This window comes from Paenibacillus sp. IHBB 3054, assembly GCF_051594305.1.
Classification (GTDB): Bacteria; Bacillota; Bacilli; order Paenibacillales; family Paenibacillaceae; genus Paenibacillus_AQ.
This window is the reverse complement of record NZ_JBOFBG010000002.1, coordinates 189,785-208,534: the sequence shown is the minus strand read 5'-3', so window position 1 is coordinate 208,534 and position 18,750 is coordinate 189,785. Positions and strand designations below refer to the sequence as shown.

The 18,750-nt window shown below is 49.1% G+C and carries 15 protein-coding genes; 9 read left to right on the top strand and 6 right to left on the bottom strand.

Annotation, left to right across the window (positions count from 1 at the left end; genetic code table 11):
- The first annotated feature begins 56 nt into the window (after positions 1-56).
- Complete coding sequence (locus tag ACQ76X_RS04580; protein ID WP_438491897.1) at positions 57-1,793, top strand: ABC transporter ATP-binding protein; 1,737 nt, start codon at positions 57-59, stop codon at positions 1,791-1,793.
- Positions 1,790-3,529, top strand: coding sequence for an ABC transporter ATP-binding protein (locus ACQ76X_RS04575; protein ID WP_438491895.1), 1,740 nt, complete (start codon positions 1,790-1,792; stop codon positions 3,527-3,529). The genes ACQ76X_RS04580 and ACQ76X_RS04575 overlap by 4 nt, the downstream gene beginning before the upstream one ends.
- 166 nt (positions 3,530-3,695) lie before the next feature.
- Here the strand turns inward: ACQ76X_RS04575 and ACQ76X_RS04570 are convergent, their stop codons facing one another.
- Entirely contained in the window at positions 3,696-4,826 is a 1,131-nt protein-coding gene (locus ACQ76X_RS04570) for a YARHG domain-containing protein (protein ID WP_438491893.1), read from the bottom strand.
- 143 nt (positions 4,827-4,969) lie between these two features.
- Complete coding sequence (locus tag ACQ76X_RS04565) at positions 4,970-5,860, bottom strand: helix-turn-helix domain-containing protein (RefSeq protein WP_438491891.1); 891 nt, start codon at positions 5,858-5,860, stop codon at positions 4,970-4,972.
- Positions 5,861-6,049: 189 nt separating this feature from the next.
- Between ACQ76X_RS04565 and ACQ76X_RS04560 the strand changes: the two genes are divergently transcribed.
- A complete protein-coding gene (locus ACQ76X_RS04560; RefSeq protein WP_438492107.1) occupies positions 6,050-8,128 on the top strand; it encodes a beta-galactosidase in 2,079 nt (692 codons plus the stop codon).
- A gap of 152 nt (positions 8,129-8,280) precedes the next feature.
- Here the strand turns inward: ACQ76X_RS04560 and ACQ76X_RS04555 are convergent, their stop codons facing one another.
- Positions 8,281-8,907 carry an NUDIX hydrolase gene (locus ACQ76X_RS04555; protein ID WP_438491889.1) on the bottom strand — a complete coding sequence of 209 codons (627 nt, stop codon included), beginning with the start codon at positions 8,905-8,907 and terminating at the stop codon, positions 8,281-8,283.
- Positions 8,908-9,062: 155 nt separating this feature from the next.
- On the opposite strand from ACQ76X_RS04555, the gene ACQ76X_RS04550 reads away from it, so the two are divergent.
- From ACQ76X_RS04550 to ACQ76X_RS04530, 5 genes are all read left to right on the top strand, one after another.
- Positions 9,063-10,214, top strand: coding sequence for a stalk domain-containing protein (locus ACQ76X_RS04550; RefSeq protein WP_438491887.1), 1,152 nt, complete (start codon positions 9,063-9,065; stop codon positions 10,212-10,214).
- 141 nt (positions 10,215-10,355) lie between these two features.
- Entirely contained in the window at positions 10,356-10,808 is a 453-nt protein-coding gene (locus ACQ76X_RS04545) for a hypothetical protein (protein ID WP_438491885.1), read from the top strand.
- Between the two features lie 156 nt (positions 10,809-10,964).
- Positions 10,965-11,639: a response regulator transcription factor gene (locus tag ACQ76X_RS04540; protein ID WP_438491883.1), complete on the top strand. Its 675-nt coding sequence runs from the start codon at positions 10,965-10,967 to the stop codon at positions 11,637-11,639.
- The gene (locus tag ACQ76X_RS04535) at positions 11,636-13,003 is read left to right on the top strand and encodes a sensor histidine kinase (RefSeq protein ID WP_438491881.1); all 1,368 of its coding nucleotides are present in this window, start codon (positions 11,636-11,638) and stop codon (positions 13,001-13,003) included. Before ACQ76X_RS04540 ends, ACQ76X_RS04535 begins: the two co-directional genes overlap by 4 nt.
- A 222-nt stretch (positions 13,004-13,225) precedes the next feature.
- Positions 13,226-14,152 carry a phosphotransferase enzyme family protein gene (locus ACQ76X_RS04530; RefSeq protein WP_438491879.1) on the top strand — a complete coding sequence of 309 codons (927 nt, stop codon included), beginning with the start codon at positions 13,226-13,228 and terminating at the stop codon, positions 14,150-14,152.
- A gap of 123 nt (positions 14,153-14,275) precedes the next feature.
- Here ACQ76X_RS04530 and kduD read toward each other — a convergent pair whose 3' ends face one another.
- The 3 genes from kduD to kduI form a co-directional block, all read right to left on the bottom strand.
- Positions 14,276-15,031, bottom strand: coding sequence for a 2-dehydro-3-deoxy-D-gluconate 5-dehydrogenase KduD (gene kduD / locus ACQ76X_RS04525; RefSeq protein WP_341378909.1), 756 nt, complete (start codon positions 15,029-15,031; stop codon positions 14,276-14,278).
- A 67-nt stretch (positions 15,032-15,098) separates the two neighbouring features.
- A complete protein-coding gene (locus ACQ76X_RS04520) occupies positions 15,099-15,854 on the bottom strand; it encodes a DeoR/GlpR family DNA-binding transcription regulator (RefSeq protein ID WP_438491876.1) in 756 nt (251 codons plus the stop codon).
- A 34-nt stretch (positions 15,855-15,888) separates the two neighbouring features.
- Complete coding sequence (gene kduI, locus ACQ76X_RS04515) at positions 15,889-16,722, bottom strand: 5-dehydro-4-deoxy-D-glucuronate isomerase (RefSeq protein ID WP_438491874.1); 834 nt, start codon at positions 16,720-16,722, stop codon at positions 15,889-15,891.
- 239 nt (positions 16,723-16,961) lie between these two features.
- Between kduI and ACQ76X_RS04510 the strand changes: the two genes are divergently transcribed.
- Positions 16,962-18,662 carry a hypothetical protein gene (locus ACQ76X_RS04510; RefSeq protein ID WP_438491872.1) on the top strand — a complete coding sequence of 567 codons (1,701 nt, stop codon included), beginning with the start codon at positions 16,962-16,964 and terminating at the stop codon, positions 18,660-18,662.
- Positions 18,663-18,750: the final 88 nt, after the last annotated feature.

The following is an 18,750-nucleotide window of genomic DNA, read 5'->3' as shown; positions in this document are numbered from 1 at the left end:
GGTCTTAACGCTATTTCATAGTGATTACATACTACATAAGTTAGGTGAGGGTTACTGTGTTCAAAATTGCTGTTTTTCTTAAACCGTACAGAAAAGAAGTTATACTCGGGCCGATCTTTAAGCTGCTGGAGGCGATCCTGGAGCTGCTGCTGCCGACCATCGTTGCGCTGATCGTGAACAACGGAATCGGCGGGCAGGATAGTGCCTATGTGTACCGGATGGGCGGGCTTATGCTGCTGATGTCGCTCCTCGGTTTCGGCTGCTCGATGGTCTGCCAATATTATGCCGCCCGGGCATCACAGGGCTTTGGCACTTCGCTGCGCAACAAGATGTTCAAGCATATTTCTTCGTTGTCCTATGCCGAGCTGGATACCTTCGGTACACCGTCGCTAATCAACCGGATCACGAGTGATGTGAATCAGCTGCAGCTGGCAGTGGCCATGCTGATCCGTCTCGTAGTCCGTGCGCCGTTTATCTGTATCGGGGCCATTATTATGTCGATGATTCTCGATTTCCGGCTGTCGCTGATTCTGCTCGCGGCGACACCTGTTTTTGGCGTCATCCTGTACTTTATCATTACCCGCAGTTCGCCGCTCTACCGTAAATATCAGCAGAAGCTGGATCATTTAGCGCTGGTGCTGAGCGAGAATCTTTCCGGTATCCGCGTCATCCGCGCCTTTGCCGAAGCAAGGCGGGAGAAGCAGCGTTTCAATGAAGCTTCGGATGATTTGACGGCAACGGCGATCCGGGTTGGACGCATCTCTGCCTGGCTTGGCCCGATGACTACTCTGGTGGTGAACGCAGCGATTATTGCCATTCTGTGGGCTGGCGGCATACACATTGATGCCGGCCGATTATCACAAGGTGAAATCATTGCGTTCATAAACTATGTAACCCAGATTCTGCTGGCGCTGATTGTTGTATCGAACCTGGTAATTCTCTTTACCAAGGCTGCGTCCTCTGCGAATCGTGTGAATGAAGTGCTGGCGGCTGAAACTTCAATCTCGGATGAAGGGAACAGCGCCCTGCCAGTGATGGAAGAGGCAGCTCCTGTTATTTCTTTCGAGCATGTCTCCTTCGGGTACAACAAGACCGGTGAGCTTGCACTGCAGGATATCTCAGTGGTGATCAACCGCGGTGAAACTGTGGGGCTTATCGGCAGCACCGGATCCGGCAAGTCCACCTTCGTGAATCTCATTCCGCGTTTCTATGATGCGGTGGAGGGAGAAGTCAGAGTAGGCGGCGTCAACGTCAAAGAATACCGGCTTGATCAGCTGCGGAGCCTGATTGGCATTGTGCCGCAGAAGGCGCTCCTGTTCACCGGGACGATTGCCGATAACCTCCACTGGGGCAAGCAGAATGCAACGAAGGAGGAAATGATGCAGGCAGTTGTTGTAGCCCAGGCCGATGAATTCATCCGCAAGCTGCCGGAAGGGCTGGATACACCGGTGGCGCGTGGAGGGTTGAACTTATCCGGCGGACAAAAGCAACGGCTTACCATTGCCCGCGCTGTCGTGGGTACCCCTCCGATCCTTATTCTTGATGATTCCTCCAGTGCGCTCGACTTTGCGACCGATGCGGCACTGCGCAGGGCACTGAAGGAGAGCAGCAGGGATATGACCGTGCTGCTGGTATCCCAGCGGGTCAGCACGGTGCGGCAGGCGGATCAGATTATCGTATTTGACGAAGGACGGATTGTTGGGAAAGGCAGTCATCAGGAACTGCTGGAGTGCTGCGGGGTTTATCAGGAAATCTGCCAGTCCCAGCTTTCCAGCGAGGAGGCGGGACAATGAAGGGCAACAATACCTGGAAGAGATTGTTTGGCTATACAAGTCATTTTAGAGGCATGACCATAACCGCGGTAATCTGCGCCATCATCAGCGTGATTGCCAGCCTGATCGGGCCGCTGCTGATCGGCCGGGCTGTCGATCATATGGTGGGTCCGGGCGATGTTGATTTCACCGGAATCCTCCGGCTGCTGCTGATCCTGGCTGCGGTATATATTGTGGGCAGCTTTTTTGGCTGGCTGCTGACGTATTACACCAATCGGATAGCTTACAAGACGGTCTACGACATGCGCCGTGAGTTGTTTGACAAGCTGAATGTGCTGCCGCTGAAATTCCACGACAATCATCCGCAGGGCGACAGCATCAGCCGTTTTGTCAATGATATGGACGCCGTTTCGGACGGGCTGCTGCAGGGTTTCTCCACGCTGCTGACCGGTATTGTGACCATTGCCGGTGCGATCGGGCTTATGCTGTACATTAGTCCGGTGATGACGGTAGTCGTGCTGCTGTCGGCTCCGGCAACCTTTTTTGTCGCCCGTTTCATCACTACGCGTTCCCAGAAGCTGTTCCGTGAGCAGGCGAAGATTCTCGGCGGATTAAACGGATATGTGGAAGAAATTATCGGCGGGCAAAAGGTGGTGCAGGCCTACCACTACGAGGACCGTTCATTCGCCCGTTTCTCGGACCGTAATAATGAGCTGTACCAGACAGGCGTCAAATCCCAGTTTTACGGTTCATTGGCTAATCCGACAACACGGCTGGTCAATAATATTACCTTCTCGGTCATTGCGATGATCGGCAGCGCGCTTGTAATTGGTGGGCATTTTTCGGTAGGGGATTTGTCCAGTTTCCTGATTTATTCGAACCTGTTCGCAAAGCCGTTCAATGAGATTACCGGTGTCATCACCCAGCTACAGTCGGCGACGGCTTCGGCACAGCGGGTTTTTGCCATTCTCGACCTCCCGGCGGAAACGCCGGATGCTGCAGGGGCTCACGTCATGGACACTAGCCAGGGCACAATCACCTTCGATAAAGTAAGTTTTGCATATGATCCCGGGCGTCCGCTAATCAAGAATTTCAGCCTGGAGGTGAAGCCGGGGACCCGTGTAGCGATTGTAGGACAGACTGGGGCAGGGAAGACGACGCTGGTCAACCTGCTTATGCGTTTCTATGACGTAGACAGCGGGACAATCAAAATTGACGGAATAGAAATTAATAAGATCACCAGGGACAGTCTGCGGCGGAATTTCGGAATGGTGCTGCAGGATACATGGCTGTTCGGAGGCTCCATCCGCGATAATATTAGATATGGCAAACCGGATGCGACAGAGGAAGAGGTCATAGCAGCAGCCAAAGCAGCGAATGCGCACAGCTTCATCAAACGGCTGCCGGAAGGGTACGCTACGAAGATCAGCGGTTCTGGAGACAATCTGTCCCAGGGACAGAAGCAGCTGCTTACCATCGCCCGCGTTATGCTCGTGGATCCGCCGATGCTCATCTTGGACGAAGCAACAAGCAGCATTGATACATTGACGGAGATTCGGATTCAGAAGGCTTTTCTCGCCATGATCTCAGGGCGCACCAGCTTCGTTATTGCCCACAGGCTGTCCACGATCCGCGAGTCCGATCTCATTCTCTATATGAAGGACGGAGACATCGTCGAGAGCGGCACACATGAGGGACTCCTGGACAGCGGGGGATACTATGCCCGGTTGTACAACAGCCAGTTTGCGACGGTGTAGCGGGCTTAACGTGGCAGGTTATGGAGGAGGAGTTGTGCTACTTTGAAACAGCGGTAGTTCATGGACGGTAAAGTGACGTCCTGGACTGCCGCTGTTTTATTGAGAATTAGTTCCTTCGTTAGTTCAACTAGCTAATTCCGGTAGGCTGCCCTTTACTTGAGCCGCTTCAATCATATAATATCAGCCCTTCGAAATAATCAGTGAAATCATACATATCCCCTGCCTGAAACCAACCAGTTAATCCTGTGGAGAGCTCAAACTTAATATAACCCCGGTTGTCTTCTCCTAAGAAACTCACCTGATCACCAGGGTTGATTTGAAGATATTCTTCATCTGAGTTTCTTAGTTTTTGCAATTTTAATTCTTTTTTGGCGGTTAACACAGTAGGGGGAGACATAGAGTAGAAATCTTGTTCTTCTTCACGAAGCTGATGCTCTGCATCTAACCGGAATACGAGTTCACGATACCATGTCTGGAGCTCCTTCGCTCGATCAATCCCTTTAACAGTGCCAAACCCGTCAATCATAGAAGAATGTGCGGCGAAATCAGGAACGGTACCAACGGATCTGATTTTTTGACCGTCATAGTAATAAAAATAAGTCTCTCTAAAAAAATCATACTGACTATCAAATTGAAAAGCGATTTCAAAGTAAGGATCATTAATATTTAGATCGACAATTTCAAAATATGGAAACTTGTCTTCACCGTCAAATTGAAGAGATGTTCCATTTACTTTAAGCGTCCATGTTGTATCGCCTTTCGTTGTAGGGATCTTTAGCTCAACATTATCACTAATTCCATCTCCATTAAGGTCAATAACCATATGTTGCTGTTTAAAGGTATTGGAGCCCTCGTAATTTTTGACACGATAATCATCCGTATGTGTTGCGATTAACTGATAGGCTGCGTACTTTGCTTCATAGGTATGTAATAATTCGATATTTTTCTTTTCTATGTCCGTGAAAGCATCCTTATAGTTTTGATTCTTTTTGTACCATTTCTTTGAAGAAAAGTAGTCGGCCAAATCCTTGCGTTTGAATATATAACCATGCCGGGCATAAATCTCATTACGCGCCAATTCCATGATATGACTATCCATATTACTAACGTTGTCGGCACTCAACAATACCTTGTTACTGTCATTTATGATGTATTCCCTGACCGGATTTGCCGGGCTTACAGCCTTATTGCTATTTTCTTCCTTTGTTAATTTCGATTGTTCCTTAGTGGAACAGCTTGACAAGAGAATCAGGACTCCAAAAATGAGACCCATTCTTCTGAGATTGTGGTAAAACAAATTGCATCCCCCTTAGTTGACTTCTACATCCTAAAATTTGGATCTAGCAAATATAACATAAAAAGGGGGCAGCTCCAACGAGCTTTTTTATATTATCTTGCCTGTTATTTTAAAATAGAGCCCAGTTCCTGAGGCAAAAGCACTTATTGCTTCTGCCGGTTCGCTGCTTGACTCTGGCTTCGCTGAAGTGACTCCCTCATTACACCCGGCGTGCAGCCGTAAGTCTTGCGGAATACCCGGATGAAATAGTTTGTTTCCATCCCGAGATTCAAAGCGATATCCTGAACAGGGATGCCGGGACTTTCAGTCATCAATTGAAGACCCCGCTCCAGCCTCAGGTTCTGGAGGTATTTATGCGGGGTTACGCCATACTCTTGCAAGAACAGTCGCTGGAAATGCTGCACGGAATAGCCGACGGCGGCAGCCAGATTAGCGACCAGCAACGGTTCGGTGAAATGCTCATTGATCAGTCTCACCGCTTTTTGCAGTGCTTCGTTGCGGACATGCTCATTTTCCAGACGGCTGGTTGTACCGGCAGAAGGCTCGCCCCGGCGCATCATTAGGATCAGCCGGTAGAGGCTGACGGACAGTTCCTGCGTGGCCTGTTCCTCCTGGCGGCTGACATTCCCTCCATTTACGGTCTGCCAGATTCCGCCGATGGCTTCCCAGCATTCCTCGAAGCGTACAGGATGATAGGCGGCAGATGGCAACAAGCCGAGACTATGAAGCATTGGCCCTGTCTGGCTGCCGTAGATGCCGGTAAAAGCTACATGCCACGGCTCATGAGACAACGGGTAATATTCATGTCCGCGGTCAGGCGGGAAAACGAAAGCCATTCCGGGTGCCAACACCGTTTCTGTTCCGTCCGTAAGATCGCGGAATATCCCGTTTCCGCTGCGGATCAGGAAGAGCTGATGGACAGGGAATCCAGCTGGGCGGACATGATGGTACTGAATGTGTCTGCCGACAGAATAAGGGTACAGGGGAAAGTCCTCCAGGTTACGCGGCATTTCAACCAAAGAAAAAGGTAGCAAAACTGTTCACCTCATATTCATTTTGTGCTATGTAATCGCGAGTATAATCCTACTGTGAATCTGTGGTTATCCTATATTATAAATAGTATAAATGTTTGTCCGTGAAAAAGACAGAGACTCGAAATGACTTGAATCAGAGAAAAGTCTCATTCTGACACGGATCTAAAATGAGAGGATGAATGTATGATGATGAGCAAAAAACTCCCTGCGGTCAGCAGCAAGGCTCCCGTGATGTTGCATGGGGCCGACTATAATCCCGAGCAATGGCTGAGATATCCTGAAGTTCTCCGTGAGGACATCCGCCTGATGAAGCTGGCGGGCTGCAATGTGATGTCTGTCGGAATTTTTTCCTGGGTGTCGTTGGAGCCTGAAGAGGGAGTATTTACATTCGAGTGGCTGGATCGTATGCTGGACTCCTTTGCGGAGAACGGTATATATGCTTTCCTGGCTACTCCAAGCGGAGCACGGCCAGCCTGGATGTCCGAGAAGTATCCTGAGGTGCTGCGGATGGAACGAAACCGTGTGCGCAATCTGCATGGGTTAAGGCATAACCATTGCTACACCTCCCCGGTCTACCGGGACAAAACAGCAACGCTGAATGCCAAGCTGGCAGAACGGTACGCCCACCATCCGGCAGTCATCGGCTGGCATATTTCGAATGAGTTCGGTGGCGAGTGCCATTGCGATTTGTGCCAGAACGCCTTTCGGGAATGGCTGAAGGCCAAATATAAGGGCAGCCTCGACGAACTGAACCATGCCTGGTGGGCAGCTTTCTGGAGCCATACCTACACCTCGTGGGAGCAGATTGATTCACCGGCACCGCATGGAGAGACACAGGTCCATGGCCTGAACCTGGACTGGCGGCGGTTTGTCAGTGAGCGGACGATTGATTTCTGCCGGCATGAAATTGCAGCCGTACGAGATTTTAACCCCGATCTGCCCGTGACCACCAATATGCATATGATCGACGGCATTGATTACCGTGAGCTGGCCAAAATTCTGGATGTCGTCTCCTGGGATGCATACCCGGAATGGCATTACACTGAGGACGATGATGATGTCCGGCTGGCGGCCTGGACAGCTTTGAACCACGATATGTTCCGCAGCTTTAAGCACAAGCCGTTCCTGCTGATGGAGAGTACGCCTTCGCTCACGAACTGGCAGTCAGTCAGCAAGCTGAAACGGCCGGGCATGCATAAGCTGTCATCACTGCAGGCGGTCGCTCATGGCTCTGATTCTGTGCAGTACTTCCAGTGGCGCAAGAGCCGCGGCTCCAGCGAGAAGTTCCACGGTGCTGTGCTCGATCACAGCGGCCATGCAGAAACCCGTGTGTTCAGGGATGTCGCCGAGGTTGGCAAAACACTTGCGGGATTAACCGAAGTAGTGGGTACCGTCACACCGGCGGAGACGGCGATCCTGTTCGATTGGGATAACCGCTGGGCAATCAAGGATGCCCAAGGGATCCGCAATTCCGGACTGAAATATGAAGAGACCGTGCTGCAGCATTACCGTGCCCTCTGGGAGCTTGGCATTCCAGTTGACGTGATTGGTTCAGGAGATGACCTCACACGCTACAAGCTGGTCATCGCTCCGATGCTGTACCTGATCAGTGAAGAGAATGGTCAAAGAATCGAGAAATATGTGGAGCAGGGAGGAACCTTCCTGGCAACCTACTGGTCTGGAGTGGTAGGCGAAACAGATTTGTGTCACCTCGGCGGGTTCCCGGGACCGCTGCGCAGAACGCTCGGCATTTGGGCTGAAGAAACGGAAGGCTTGCACAGCCGGGATGTGAACGGTCTTGTATTGCAGGCAGGCAACGCCTTGAAGCTCTCGGGCGATTACGATGCGCATGAAATTGCCGAGCTGATCCATCTGGAGGGGGCGGAGGCGCTAGGGCATTACCGCAGCGATTTCTATGCCGGGCAGCCGGCATTGACACTCAACAAGCTCGGAGCAGGCAGAGCGTACCATTTGGCTACCCGCGTCAAAGAATCAGCGTTTTACGTAGAGCTGTATGCTGCAATTACCGCTAAGGCGGGAATTGGCCGCGTGCTGGAAAGTGAACTTCCAGCAGGTGTAACGGCGCAGCTTCGTACAGACGGTGAACATGACTATATTTTCTTGCAGAACTTCAGCGGTACTGAAGCGTCAGTGACACTGGATGGTCTGGTTTATACAGATCTGGAATCAGGCGAGCCGGCCCCGGAAGTTGTTGCACTACCTGTGAACGGGCTAGTAATGCTGAAACGGAAAGTAGCACAGAAATAGATAGAATTACAAAAGGCAGGACCCGGTCATTAGGGTCCTGCCTTTTCATTTCGAAACCGGAAGCAGCCTGCGGGTGCAGGGTAGAATCTTGCTATGCGCATAAGGGAATGGTTAAAATAGGTAGTATATCATTTGCTATGATTGAAAGAATGCTAATCACCAAAGGCTGCCTCAATGCCCTCAATGATGCGCCGATAATAATTGATCTCATGCGGCACAAAGTGGCTCCTGTCCACAGTCTGGCTGATTGGAATCCGCGTACCGCTGCTTTCCACCCTAAATCCTTGAATTTGCAGTGTAGCGCTGTCTCCCAGCCACAAACTTCGAAAGCCGGCGAAATCGGCTGTTACAATTCCCGCAACCTCTTCCTGTTGCAGCTTAAAGTCGCTTAAAGGGTAGGCGTTCGTGTACAAAAAGACATGCGCCCGCTCTCTGTCGAGAAAGCCCTCTTTGTCCATGCTGTAAGGGATGATCCCAAGGGGGATCAGCTGCTCAAAAGCAACGCAGATTCCAAGCTCCTCCTGCACCTCACGGACGCCATCCTCCGGAACCTCATCAGATAATAAATGCCCGGCGGCCGTGATATCCAGCAGGCCGGCATAATCTTTCTTGAGTTCGCTGCGCAGCTGAAGATAAATATGGAGCATATCCTGTTCCTTGCTGACGAACCAGCAGTGGAAGGTTTCGTGCCAGAGTCCCAACCGGTGAACTTCATCACGGGGTGCGGTCCCGGTAATATTGCCATTGTCATCAAAAGTGGTCAGTAGTTCGTCATTCATGCGAAGACTCCTTTATTAATGTTTACATTTGGTGATGCCGATCCTACTTCGTCGGCTAAATATATCATAGCATTTGCCGCACAGGCAACGGCTTGTCCACATAGAATACGATATGAATGAGCTAGAACATCCCATCATCCCAAGGAGGAATGTTTATGAATAGCCTGTTACATTCAAGGCTAGGCAAATTGTTTCTGGTAGCTTCAATAGTTTTTTTTGGTTATTTTTTTGGTAATAAGCAGGAGACCGTGCATGCAGACTCGCCCATAACCTCGACGGCTATTTATGAGGCTTATCTTGATCTAGATATGGTTACTGAGGCCTTGAAGAACGGATTAGGCGTGAAAGTTAACGATTTTTTATCGTCGGCAACCACACCGCTGGATCAAAAAGCGGCAGTAATAAATGCGCTGTATTCAGTTCAAGGATGGGAGGATAGAGATCTGACGGAGGAGTATTCACTATCTGTTTATGGAAAGAAAGCAGATTCGCTGGATAAAGCGAAGTTGACACCGCAGGAGATTTTTGTTCTTGGCTATATGAAGGTTCTCGATCATTATCTTGATCCTGATTTGTATTGGATCACTGAGGCCAAGAAGGCGTCACCGGACAGTATGACGGTAGCCCTGATCCATGCGCTTGCCGTGTCCCAAGAGAACTTAATGTGCAGCTGGAATAATACGGAGGCGGTCCTTGCCGATAAAAGTCTGAAACAGGACATTCGACCAGAAGCCATCGACATTATTATTGAGTATATGGAACTGTACAAGGACGATCTTTGTCAAAGCGGTGGCCAGCAGCAGGCAGCAATCAATTCCTTGGTAGATGATATAAAGAGAGACGCCATCGTTCTGTCTATCGGCCAGAGCAAAGTGCTTGCCAAAGGAAAGCAGACAATGATAGATGAAACGAATTCAAAGATCACCCCATATCTGCGCAAAGAGACAACAATGGTTCCACTGCGTTTTATATCAGATCAGTTCGGTGCCGCAGCACATTTTGATTCCAAGAAGCATGAGGTCACGATTCAATACAGAAACCAGAAGATCTTAATCAACGAAGCGGATTCCACCATTTCAGTCAATGGCCGTTCCTCAGCAAAAAACACAACGATCGAGACAAAAAACGGACGGACGTTTGTCCCCCTGAGAGTGATAATGGATGTGTTTAGCAAGAAAACTTATTATCATCGGGGATTGATCATTATTTCGAATAAGCTTGTGCTGGATCCGCTTAAATCACAGGATAATCAAGCGGCAGAGAAAATTAAAGTTGAACTGGCAGCTATCGGCAGTAAAATAAAATAATGAACAGCCGGACTTGTGGAGTGTATGATAGTTATTCGTTAATGGATTTATTAAATGAGAAAGGGGAATGTAATGAGTTTAGTGACGATGAAGCGGGAATCCTTTTATAGCTTAGGTGATGAAAAACTTGGGAGTGCGTGTATGGAGCCGACTTTTATGCAGATACGCGGTAAATCGCCGGCGGTTAAGGCGGAGGTAATCTCACAGCTGACACGGGGACAACAGGCACTCTGCATGTTCCGGGTTATGTATGGTCACAGTTATAAATCGGCGGCCGAGTATTATGCCTGGATCTCCTACATGCTGAGTATCCCGGGGTATTGGGACCGGATGATGGAGGGGGTGCGGTTTTTTGACGAGTCGGGAATGGGAGCGCTGCTGGAGGAAACCAGAGGGCAGCTTGAAGCGAGAAACAGCAGGTTAAAGGTCAACTGGGGAGATGCAACGCTTATGGATTTGGAGCGGGATGACGAACTGATGCAAATGGTAAAATCCCTGTTTGACCGATTTGAGCAGGTTGCCCCGATGACCCACTCCATTATTGCGAAATATATTCGTTCCCATCCCGAGGAGTTTGTGTTATTGGAGGATTAATTTCACTCAGCTAGGAAGCTGTCCAGTCACCCGATTATGCTTAGTAGCAACTGACGACACAACATGCATTTAACAGACGGTTCCTTTAGTTGAACGTTTATTATGGGTTGATTTATAGTATAATGCTAGGATGTACAACAGGAAAAGAGGGAACGAATGCCTACTATACTGGTTGCTGACGACGATGCGAACATTCGCGAACTTGTTTGCTTGTTTCTGCGCAACGACGGATTTGAGACAGTTGAGGCCGTGGACGGCAAAGAAGCACTGAACGTCTACGCCTCAACGCATGTTGATCTTGTCGTGCTCGATATAATGATGCCAATTATGGATGGATGGACGTTATGCAAGGAGCTCAGAAGAGCCAATCCTGATCTTCCATTACTTATGCTGACTGCGAGAGGCGAAACCTGGGAGAAAGTGAAAGGGTTCGAACTTGGGACGGACGATTATTTGACGAAACCATTCGATCCGTTAGAGTTGACAGCTCGTGTCAGGGCATTGCTGAAACGATACCGGATTGGCTCTACGCAACCGATCCAGTTCGGCAACGTCATCCTTGACCGGCAAACCTATAAGGTGATGAGAGGGACGGAGTCGCTCACGTTGCCGCTCAAGGAATTCGAGCTGTTGTATAAGCTTGCTGGAACACCGGGGCAAGTGTATACACGTGAGCAGCTGATTGATCAAATTTGGGGGATCGATTACGCTGGAGATGACCGAACGGTCGACGTACATATTAAACGGCTGCGCGAACGGTTCGCGACTACACCACATTTTCGCATCGAGACGGTGCGCGGGCTTGGCTACCGGCTTGAGGTTTACGAATGATCAGATCCTTATATACACGTATCGTCCTGACATTTCTAGTCTCCGTCATCGGGGGCACAGTCCTTGCCCTGTATGTGGCCGTTTGGGTATATAAAGATAAACTGAACGAAAACATGCTAATGCCTTTACTTCACTTTGGCCAGGATGTCGCCCGGCTTTACGAAACCCTTCCATTGACTGAAGCGGACGAGTTCGTAAGTGGAATGTATCAGCTCAAATCTTTTTATATTCGAATTTACGAAGAAACGGGTAAGTTCAAGTCTTATGGATCGCTTAACGGAGACAAACCTGTCACTGTCAGTATGGAACAACTGAAAAAAGTAATAGATGGAGAGATAGTTCAAGTAAATCCCAGTGGTTATGCTACTGTTCTCTTAGGATTGCCTTTGACAACTGAAACGGGTACGAAAGCGATGTTTTTAGAATCAATCGGCCCCCCTTCTGCCGCTTTCACCCGAAAGTGGATTTTGAATTTTATAACCTATTCGTTGATCGCAGGTAGCCTATTGATTCTGGTTGCTGCCATGTTCTTAGTCAGACCGATCAAAAAGCTGACCATAGCGACTAGGCGTATCGCTGATGGAGATTTCAGTGTGAAGCTGAATATTAAGCAAAAGGATGAGCTAGGTACTCTGGCTCGCAGCTTTGAAGAAATGACGCACGACCTGCAGCAGCTTGAGCAGCTGCGCAGGGAATTCGTATCGAACGTGTCGCACGAGATCCAGTCACCGCTCACCTCGATATCCGGTTATGCTATAGCGCTCAAACAAGAAAACATCGAGGTTCATAAGCGGATACGTTATCTCGACATTATCATCAATGAAGCGAATCGGATGTCCAAGATGAGCGCTAGCCTGCTAAAGCTGAGTTTGCTTGAATCGCAGTCACAGCAATTGACTCTGTCGACGCTCAGTCTTGATGAACAGATCAGGCGGGTCATTGTCGCGATTCAGCCGCAATGGTCGGCTCGCAACATCACCTTCGAGCTCGAATTGAAGACAGTTATGCTAACGGGAGATCATGACCAGCTAAATCAGGTATGGACCAACATTCTCGGCAATAGCATTAAATTTTCCAAAGATGGCGGCGTTATTACCGTCAGCATTACACAGGATAACAAAAACGTGACAGTCACAATATCCGACACTGGCATTGGTATTTCCCCCGAGGACCAGAAGCGTATATTTGAGCGATTTTTTATGGCTGATCGTTCCCACAGCCGTAAGTATGAAGGCAGCGGTATGGGGCTTGCCATCGTTAAACAGATCGTATCGCTTCATCAAGGTGACATCCGGTTAGAAAGCGAACCTGGCAGGGGAACAACATTCATTGTCACCTTGCCATTCGTAACGCCGGCAGTGTAATAAGATTCATACTTTATCAATCCCATGCTCCGGTAACCTGTGCAAGCTCACTTGCCTGTGATACCGGAGTATTTTTTCGTACGTGCTTAGATTGACGATTCAGCTTGAAATTAACGTACAGTATATTTTAATGAAAAAATTACCAGCCAAAGAGGGAGTCTGCTTGTTATAATCTTGTTGAATGTTGCTAGCAGCATTTAGAAAGTTGAGGTGTGCAACGCTATGGAAGAAAGAATATTGCAATTTCTAAATAATACATATCCAATTAATTTTTATGATGTTAAAGCCGTGACAAATGAAATGTACCGTTGCCAATCTCAAAAAGGTGTTTTTTTTGTTCGAATAACGAATTATAAGTCCTATCAAGAACAATTAGATGAAGTGAATTGGACGAATTATCTTTTTAACCAAGGTATAGGGGTTCCCCAGGTTGTAGCCACTATTAATGATTCATTGATTGGGAAAATAACGTTAGATGAAGAGAAGCGGGTCGTTGTATTTCAGGCTGCATCAGGAATCCATCTGCCACGGTCAAAATGGAACAAAACGGTATTTAGAGATCTTGGACAACAAATAGGCAGAATGCATCGAGTCAGTAAAGGATATATGAATTCTGAGACTACTGCATATATCAATCATTGGCATGAGTGTAAAGAATACGATTTTCTCAAATACATTCCTGCAGAAGAGAAGACGATACGGGAAATTGCACACGACGTAGTAAACAAAATTAAGGAACTGCCGCAGGAGTCATCAAATTATGGCTTAATACACGGAGACCTGTGGCTGGAAAATATCCTTGTAGATAGTGACTCCAAGCTAACGATGATTGATTTTCAAGATTGTGAAAAACATTATTATGTATACGATTTAGCCGTTCCTATCTATTCTGCACTGGAGTTCTCATTCTCAGGGGGAGAGAACCTCAAAGATTATGAAAGATCCATTACCAAGGCGATAATAGATGGATATAAAGAGGAGAATGTGCTCTCTTCCGAGATGCTTACGAAACTACCGCTGTTCATGAAATTAAAAGAATTGTTCGAATATAATTTAATGCATATGTATTGGAATGCTAAAGAGCTAAGCGAGGAGCAAGTCCGAATCTTGAACTTATATAGAAGTCGGATGGAGTACAGCCATTCTTGAACTAACAGTGAATAGATCAGAATGAAGGTATCAGATAACGATTGTTAAAAAAAGCAGCAGCCTGGGACTTTACTTTCTCGTCCCTGACTGCTGCTGTTTCTATTATTGGGGTCAGTAAAATACTTATCTAGCCAGCCATCCGCCGTCTACATTCAGGATATGACCGTTCAGGTAGTCGGAAGCAGCGGAAGCCAGGAATACGGCAGGTCCCTTAACATCTTCGGCAGTTCCCCAGCGTCCAGCAGGGATGCGGTCCAAGATGGAGTCGGAACGGTTCTGGTCAGCACGGATTGGAGCTGTGTTTTCTGTAGCCATGTAGCCTGGTGCGATCGCGTTGATGTTCAGACCGGAACCGGCCCATTCGTTGGCGAAGGCTTTGGTCAGACCGGCAACCGCATGTTTGCTTGCAGTATAGCCTGGAACATTGATCCCGCCCTGGTAGGAAAGCATGGAGCAGATGTTGATAATTTTACCGGACCCTCTTTCCAGGAAGTGGCGGCCGGCAATTTGCGACAGCAGGAATACAGTATTCTGGTTCAGGTTGATGACATCGAACCAGTCTTTTTCGCTATGATCTTTGGCCGGAGTACGGCGGATCATGCCAGCACAGTTGACCAGAATGTCAACGTGGCCGGTCAATTCTAGCGCTTTGTCGAACATACCCTGCAGGGTAGTGTGGTCACTCAGGTCAGCTTCGATGCTGAGAGCCTTCACACCGAAAGCTTTGGCGGCTTCAACGGTTTCCGCACTTGTGTTCAGGGAGGCAGAAACAACATCTGCGCCAGCTTCCGCAAAAGCAAGGGCAATACCTTGTCCAAGACCTTGGGCAGCGCCCGTTACGATGGCTGTTTTACCAGCCAGACTGAATAATGATGACATATTAATATTCTCTCCTTTGAGTGGGGATTGTGGATTTGTACTTAAGTTTTTTTAAAAGTGCAATTTATTATCCGCATTCAATATTGACGCCCGCACTGCGGAACTGTTCCACCGTTTCGGGTGCAAGGCCGCTGTCCGTAAGCAGCACATCCACTTCCTGCAGTGAAGCGAAGGTGCGCAAAGCGGTATGCCCGAATTTATGATGATCGCAGGCGGCGAATACTTTGCGGGCCGTGGAGACCAAGGCCTGTTTGAAATCTATTAAATCACCGGTGTAAATAGACAGTCCATGCTCGATATGCACGGCTGTAGCCGACAGAAATGCTTTTTGTATATTTAGCTTTTGCACGTATGAGACAGCTTCGGGACCTGCGAGCATGTTACGGACGCGGTAGCCTCCGGGAACGACCAGACGTATGTTGTCTTTGGGAACCAGTTCGCTGATGATGTACACATCATTGGTGACGACCGTCAGAGGCATATTGTCCAGCCGCCGGGCAATTTCAAGCGTGGTGCTCCCGCCGTCCAGCGCAATGATGTCATCCTCTTCGATATGGGCAAGCGCACGCAGCGCAATCTCCGTTTTCTCGTCGGAATATTTATCCAGCGGGTTCTTGGAAGGCAGAATGCCGAACTGGTCACTTTGGGCCAGTACAGCACCGCCGTGCACACGCACGATCAATCCCTGTTCCTCCAGCTTGCTTAAGTCCTCGCGGATTGTTTTTCCCGTCACCTGGAGCCTGTCGCTCAATTCGTTTACCGTTACGTCCTTCTGGTTCAGCATAACTTCCATAATCATCTCGTGTCGCCGTATCGGGTTCATCCGCCTGCCTCATCTTTCCGTAGTTGATTTCTTTCTATTGTAATTCTTTCATACCTACGGGGTCCATATCATCATAACGTTTGTTGTCACCGGCCATGCTCCAGATGAAGGTATAGTTATGCGTACCTACACCGCTGTGGATTGACCAGCTTGGGGAAATGACGGCCTGTTCATTGTGCATCACGATATGGCGGGTTTCGGTAGGTTCGCCCATCAGGTGGAACACGATAGAGTCATCCGGAAGATCGAAATAGAAGTAGGCTTCCATCCGGCGCGGATGAGTATGGGAAGGCATTGTATTCCACATGCTGCCCGGTTTGAGCTGAGTCATACCCATGACCAGTTGTGCGCTTTGTACGCCATTGGTATGAATGAAGCGGTGAATCGTACGCTCGTTGGAGTTCTCCAGACCACCCATTGCTCCGGATTCGGATTCGGCGAGTGTAGTTTTGGTTGTAGGGTAGGACTGGTGAGCCGGAGCGGAGTTCAGGTAGAATTTCGCCGGTTTGGCGCTGTCTGCGCTTTTGAACACTACATCTTTGGAACCTTGACCGACATACAGGCATTCTTTGAAATCTACTTCATATTCTGTTCCGTCTACAACAACTGAACCTTTGCCGCCGACATTGATGATACCCAGTTCACGGCGTTCCAGGAAGTAAGTGACTCCCAGTTCCTTCAGATCCGTGGTAAGCACAACATCTTCGGTTACGGGATTGGCGCCGCCGACGATCATGCGGTCTTCATGGGTAAGCACAAGCTTCAGTTCATTCGGAGCAAAAATAACGGGAATGTGGAACTCTTTGCGAAGGCGCTCAGTATCAAACTGCTTAACTTCGTTGGGATGTGAGGCGAAACGTCTTTCCATTGGATATTCAATCTCCTTCAAAAACGTATTTTCGTTCGTATAGGTATAATTTAATCCATTTACGTTCATTTGGCAAGTGATAATCTTTTTTAGTTCGTTTATTTTAGTTTATTTGTCGCTTTTAGAGATTGCCATATGAACCGAAAGCGTGCACAATAGACTAAAATACAAGGTCCAGGGAGAGTGAAGGGGATGTTGTTGAAGTCGTGATTTCTGAGAGTGAAGCAGAGATCGATAAAATGAAACTTAAAATATGGAGGGTGAAACCGGCAATGGTGGATGTCAATCATACTCAGAGTCCTTATAAAATTCGTCAGGATGAAATTATATATAATGTAGCGTTGGAAGCGGAGAGCCGTCCGCTGCTGGAGAGCGGTCTTTGGTTCCACGATGATGTGCGTAATAATTTTTATTATGCCTCTTACCTGTTCGCAGCTGCCGTAGACCCGTCTCGCGAGCTGCCCTATGACCGTGTAGCAGCGAAGCAGAAAGCGGAAGCTGTGCTGCTGGAAACCGTTCTGCTGCAGAACAGACAGCCCGGGACTGCGCTATACGGACACTGGCCGCTTGGCCTGAACCCGGTGCCGCGGGAGGCCTCGCCGCATGAGCTTCCGGTGGAAATTATGGGCAGTCTGATGGCTTGGTTCTGCAAGCATTATTCCAGCGAGTTCAGTGCAGGACTCCGAATTGCTTTTCATACGGCCATCGGCCATATCTACCGCAGCGGATTTTACCGCAAACCGGTGGTGACCTTTGGGCATCATGAAGCTAAATATACCGCAGCGAAGCTGATCTTCGGCAAGCTGTTTGATGATGAGGAATTACGCGAGGATGGACTGCTCAGCCTGCAAAATACACTGGCCTATGTCCGCGGGAATGGCATGCCGGAGTATGGCAGCCTGCCGTGGTTCTGGCATTGGGTGCAGGCATTTACCTGTGCCTGGGAGCTGGAAGAGGACCTTAAGATCAAAGACATTCTGGCAGAAATGCTGGATTATCTGTGGAAGGAACGGGGGCACTTCTACCTTCAGGGCGCCTGGGTAGGCGCACATTCCCGGGGCTGGCCGCATGATGTTCCGGCGGACGGCAATGTGCTGCATGATTATGTGCAGTTTGGAGACTTCAAATTGCCTGCGGAGATGCCGCGAACCGAATATGCCGGATTACTATTCTATGAAGCGCCGGAGCAGGTGCGGTCCGCTGCTTTGGACCGTAGCGTGCCTGTTGAAGTCAAGAAGCTGACCCGGAAGGTTGTGCCAAGTGACCCGGATCCTCAGCCGCTGCTGCATTCATACGCTTATATCACGGAGGATTATGCGGCTGGAGGTATGTGGGAGCGGGTAGAGGAATTTGACAACGAACAGCTGCGCTGGGCCTTCTCACTGCCAATTGGCGTACAGGAAGGGAGCAACCGGCTGTATTTCTTCCATCCCGGTCAAGGCTATCGAGAAGGCGATCCCCGCCATCAGAGTCCGCATATGGAGGTGCTGTTTCACAAGAGTACGGTCCTTTCCTTGTATCCCGTTCCGGAAGGAGAGAAAGACTCCATCGTAGGGGTTTCGCCCAAAGGGGAGTGGATCAAGTCGCAGCAGGCGCTGTTCGGGAAGGCAGGCAAAGTCTACTTTGCTGTTTACTTGTCCCAGCGCTTCGAGTTGAAAGAACGGCAGGACTACCTGGAGGTTACGGCTACAGGAATGCCGGGAGGAGTTGTCGTGGAGGCTGTTCCGGTGAAAGAGGCAGCAGAGCTGGGATTTGGCGACTTGCCTGCTTTTGCTGCGGCAATGACGAATAAAGCGCCGGAGTTTAGCACCGGAGATGACCTGTCGGTCCAATATCAGACTTTAAGCGGCGATCAGCTACAGCTCACCCTTGGGGTGGGTGCGGGCCCTCAAGCCAGTCTAGGCGGCAGCCGGATTTCACTGGAAGACTATGTTGTTTAATAAGTTTCTATCCTAAATACGGGTTAAATGAACGGGCAACCATGCGGTTGTCCGTTTGCGTGTACGCTGCACCATAAACTGAAGGAGA

Excerpts from the sequence above, each read along its gene's own strand:
- ACQ76X_RS04560 (WP_438492107.1), top strand. The coding sequence starts at position 6,050 with ATGAGCAAAAAACTCCCTGCGGTCAGCAGCAAGGCTCCCGTGATGTTG.
- ACQ76X_RS04575 (WP_438491895.1), top strand. The coding sequence starts at position 1,790 with ATGAAGGGCAACAATACCTGGAAGAGATTGTTTGGCTATACAAGTCAT.
- ACQ76X_RS04545 (WP_438491885.1), top strand. The coding sequence starts at position 10,356 with ATGGAGCCGACTTTTATGCAGATACGCGGTAAATCGCCGGCGGTTAAG.
- ACQ76X_RS04530 (WP_438491879.1), top strand. The coding sequence starts at position 13,226 with ATGGAAGAAAGAATATTGCAATTTCTAAATAATACATATCCAATTAAT.
- ACQ76X_RS04550 (WP_438491887.1), top strand. The coding sequence starts at position 9,063 with ATGAATAGCCTGTTACATTCAAGGCTAGGCAAATTGTTTCTGGTAGCT.
- ACQ76X_RS04540 (WP_438491883.1), top strand. The coding sequence starts at position 10,965 with ATGCCTACTATACTGGTTGCTGACGACGATGCGAACATTCGCGAACTT.
- ACQ76X_RS04535 (WP_438491881.1), top strand. The coding sequence starts at position 11,636 with ATGATCAGATCCTTATATACACGTATCGTCCTGACATTTCTAGTCTCC.
- kduD (WP_341378909.1), bottom strand. The coding sequence starts at position 15,031 with ATGTCATCATTATTCAGTCTGGCTGGTAAAACAGCCATCGTAACGGGC.
- kduI (WP_438491874.1), bottom strand. The coding sequence starts at position 16,722 with ATGGAAAGACGTTTCGCCTCACATCCCAACGAAGTTAAGCAGTTTGAT.
- ACQ76X_RS04555 (WP_438491889.1), bottom strand. The coding sequence starts at position 8,907 with ATGAATGACGAACTACTGACCACTTTTGATGACAATGGCAATATTACC.
- ACQ76X_RS04510 (WP_438491872.1), top strand. The coding sequence starts at position 16,962 with ATGAAACTTAAAATATGGAGGGTGAAACCGGCAATGGTGGATGTCAAT.
- ACQ76X_RS04520 (WP_438491876.1), bottom strand. The coding sequence starts at position 15,854 with ATGAACCCGATACGGCGACACGAGATGATTATGGAAGTTATGCTGAAC.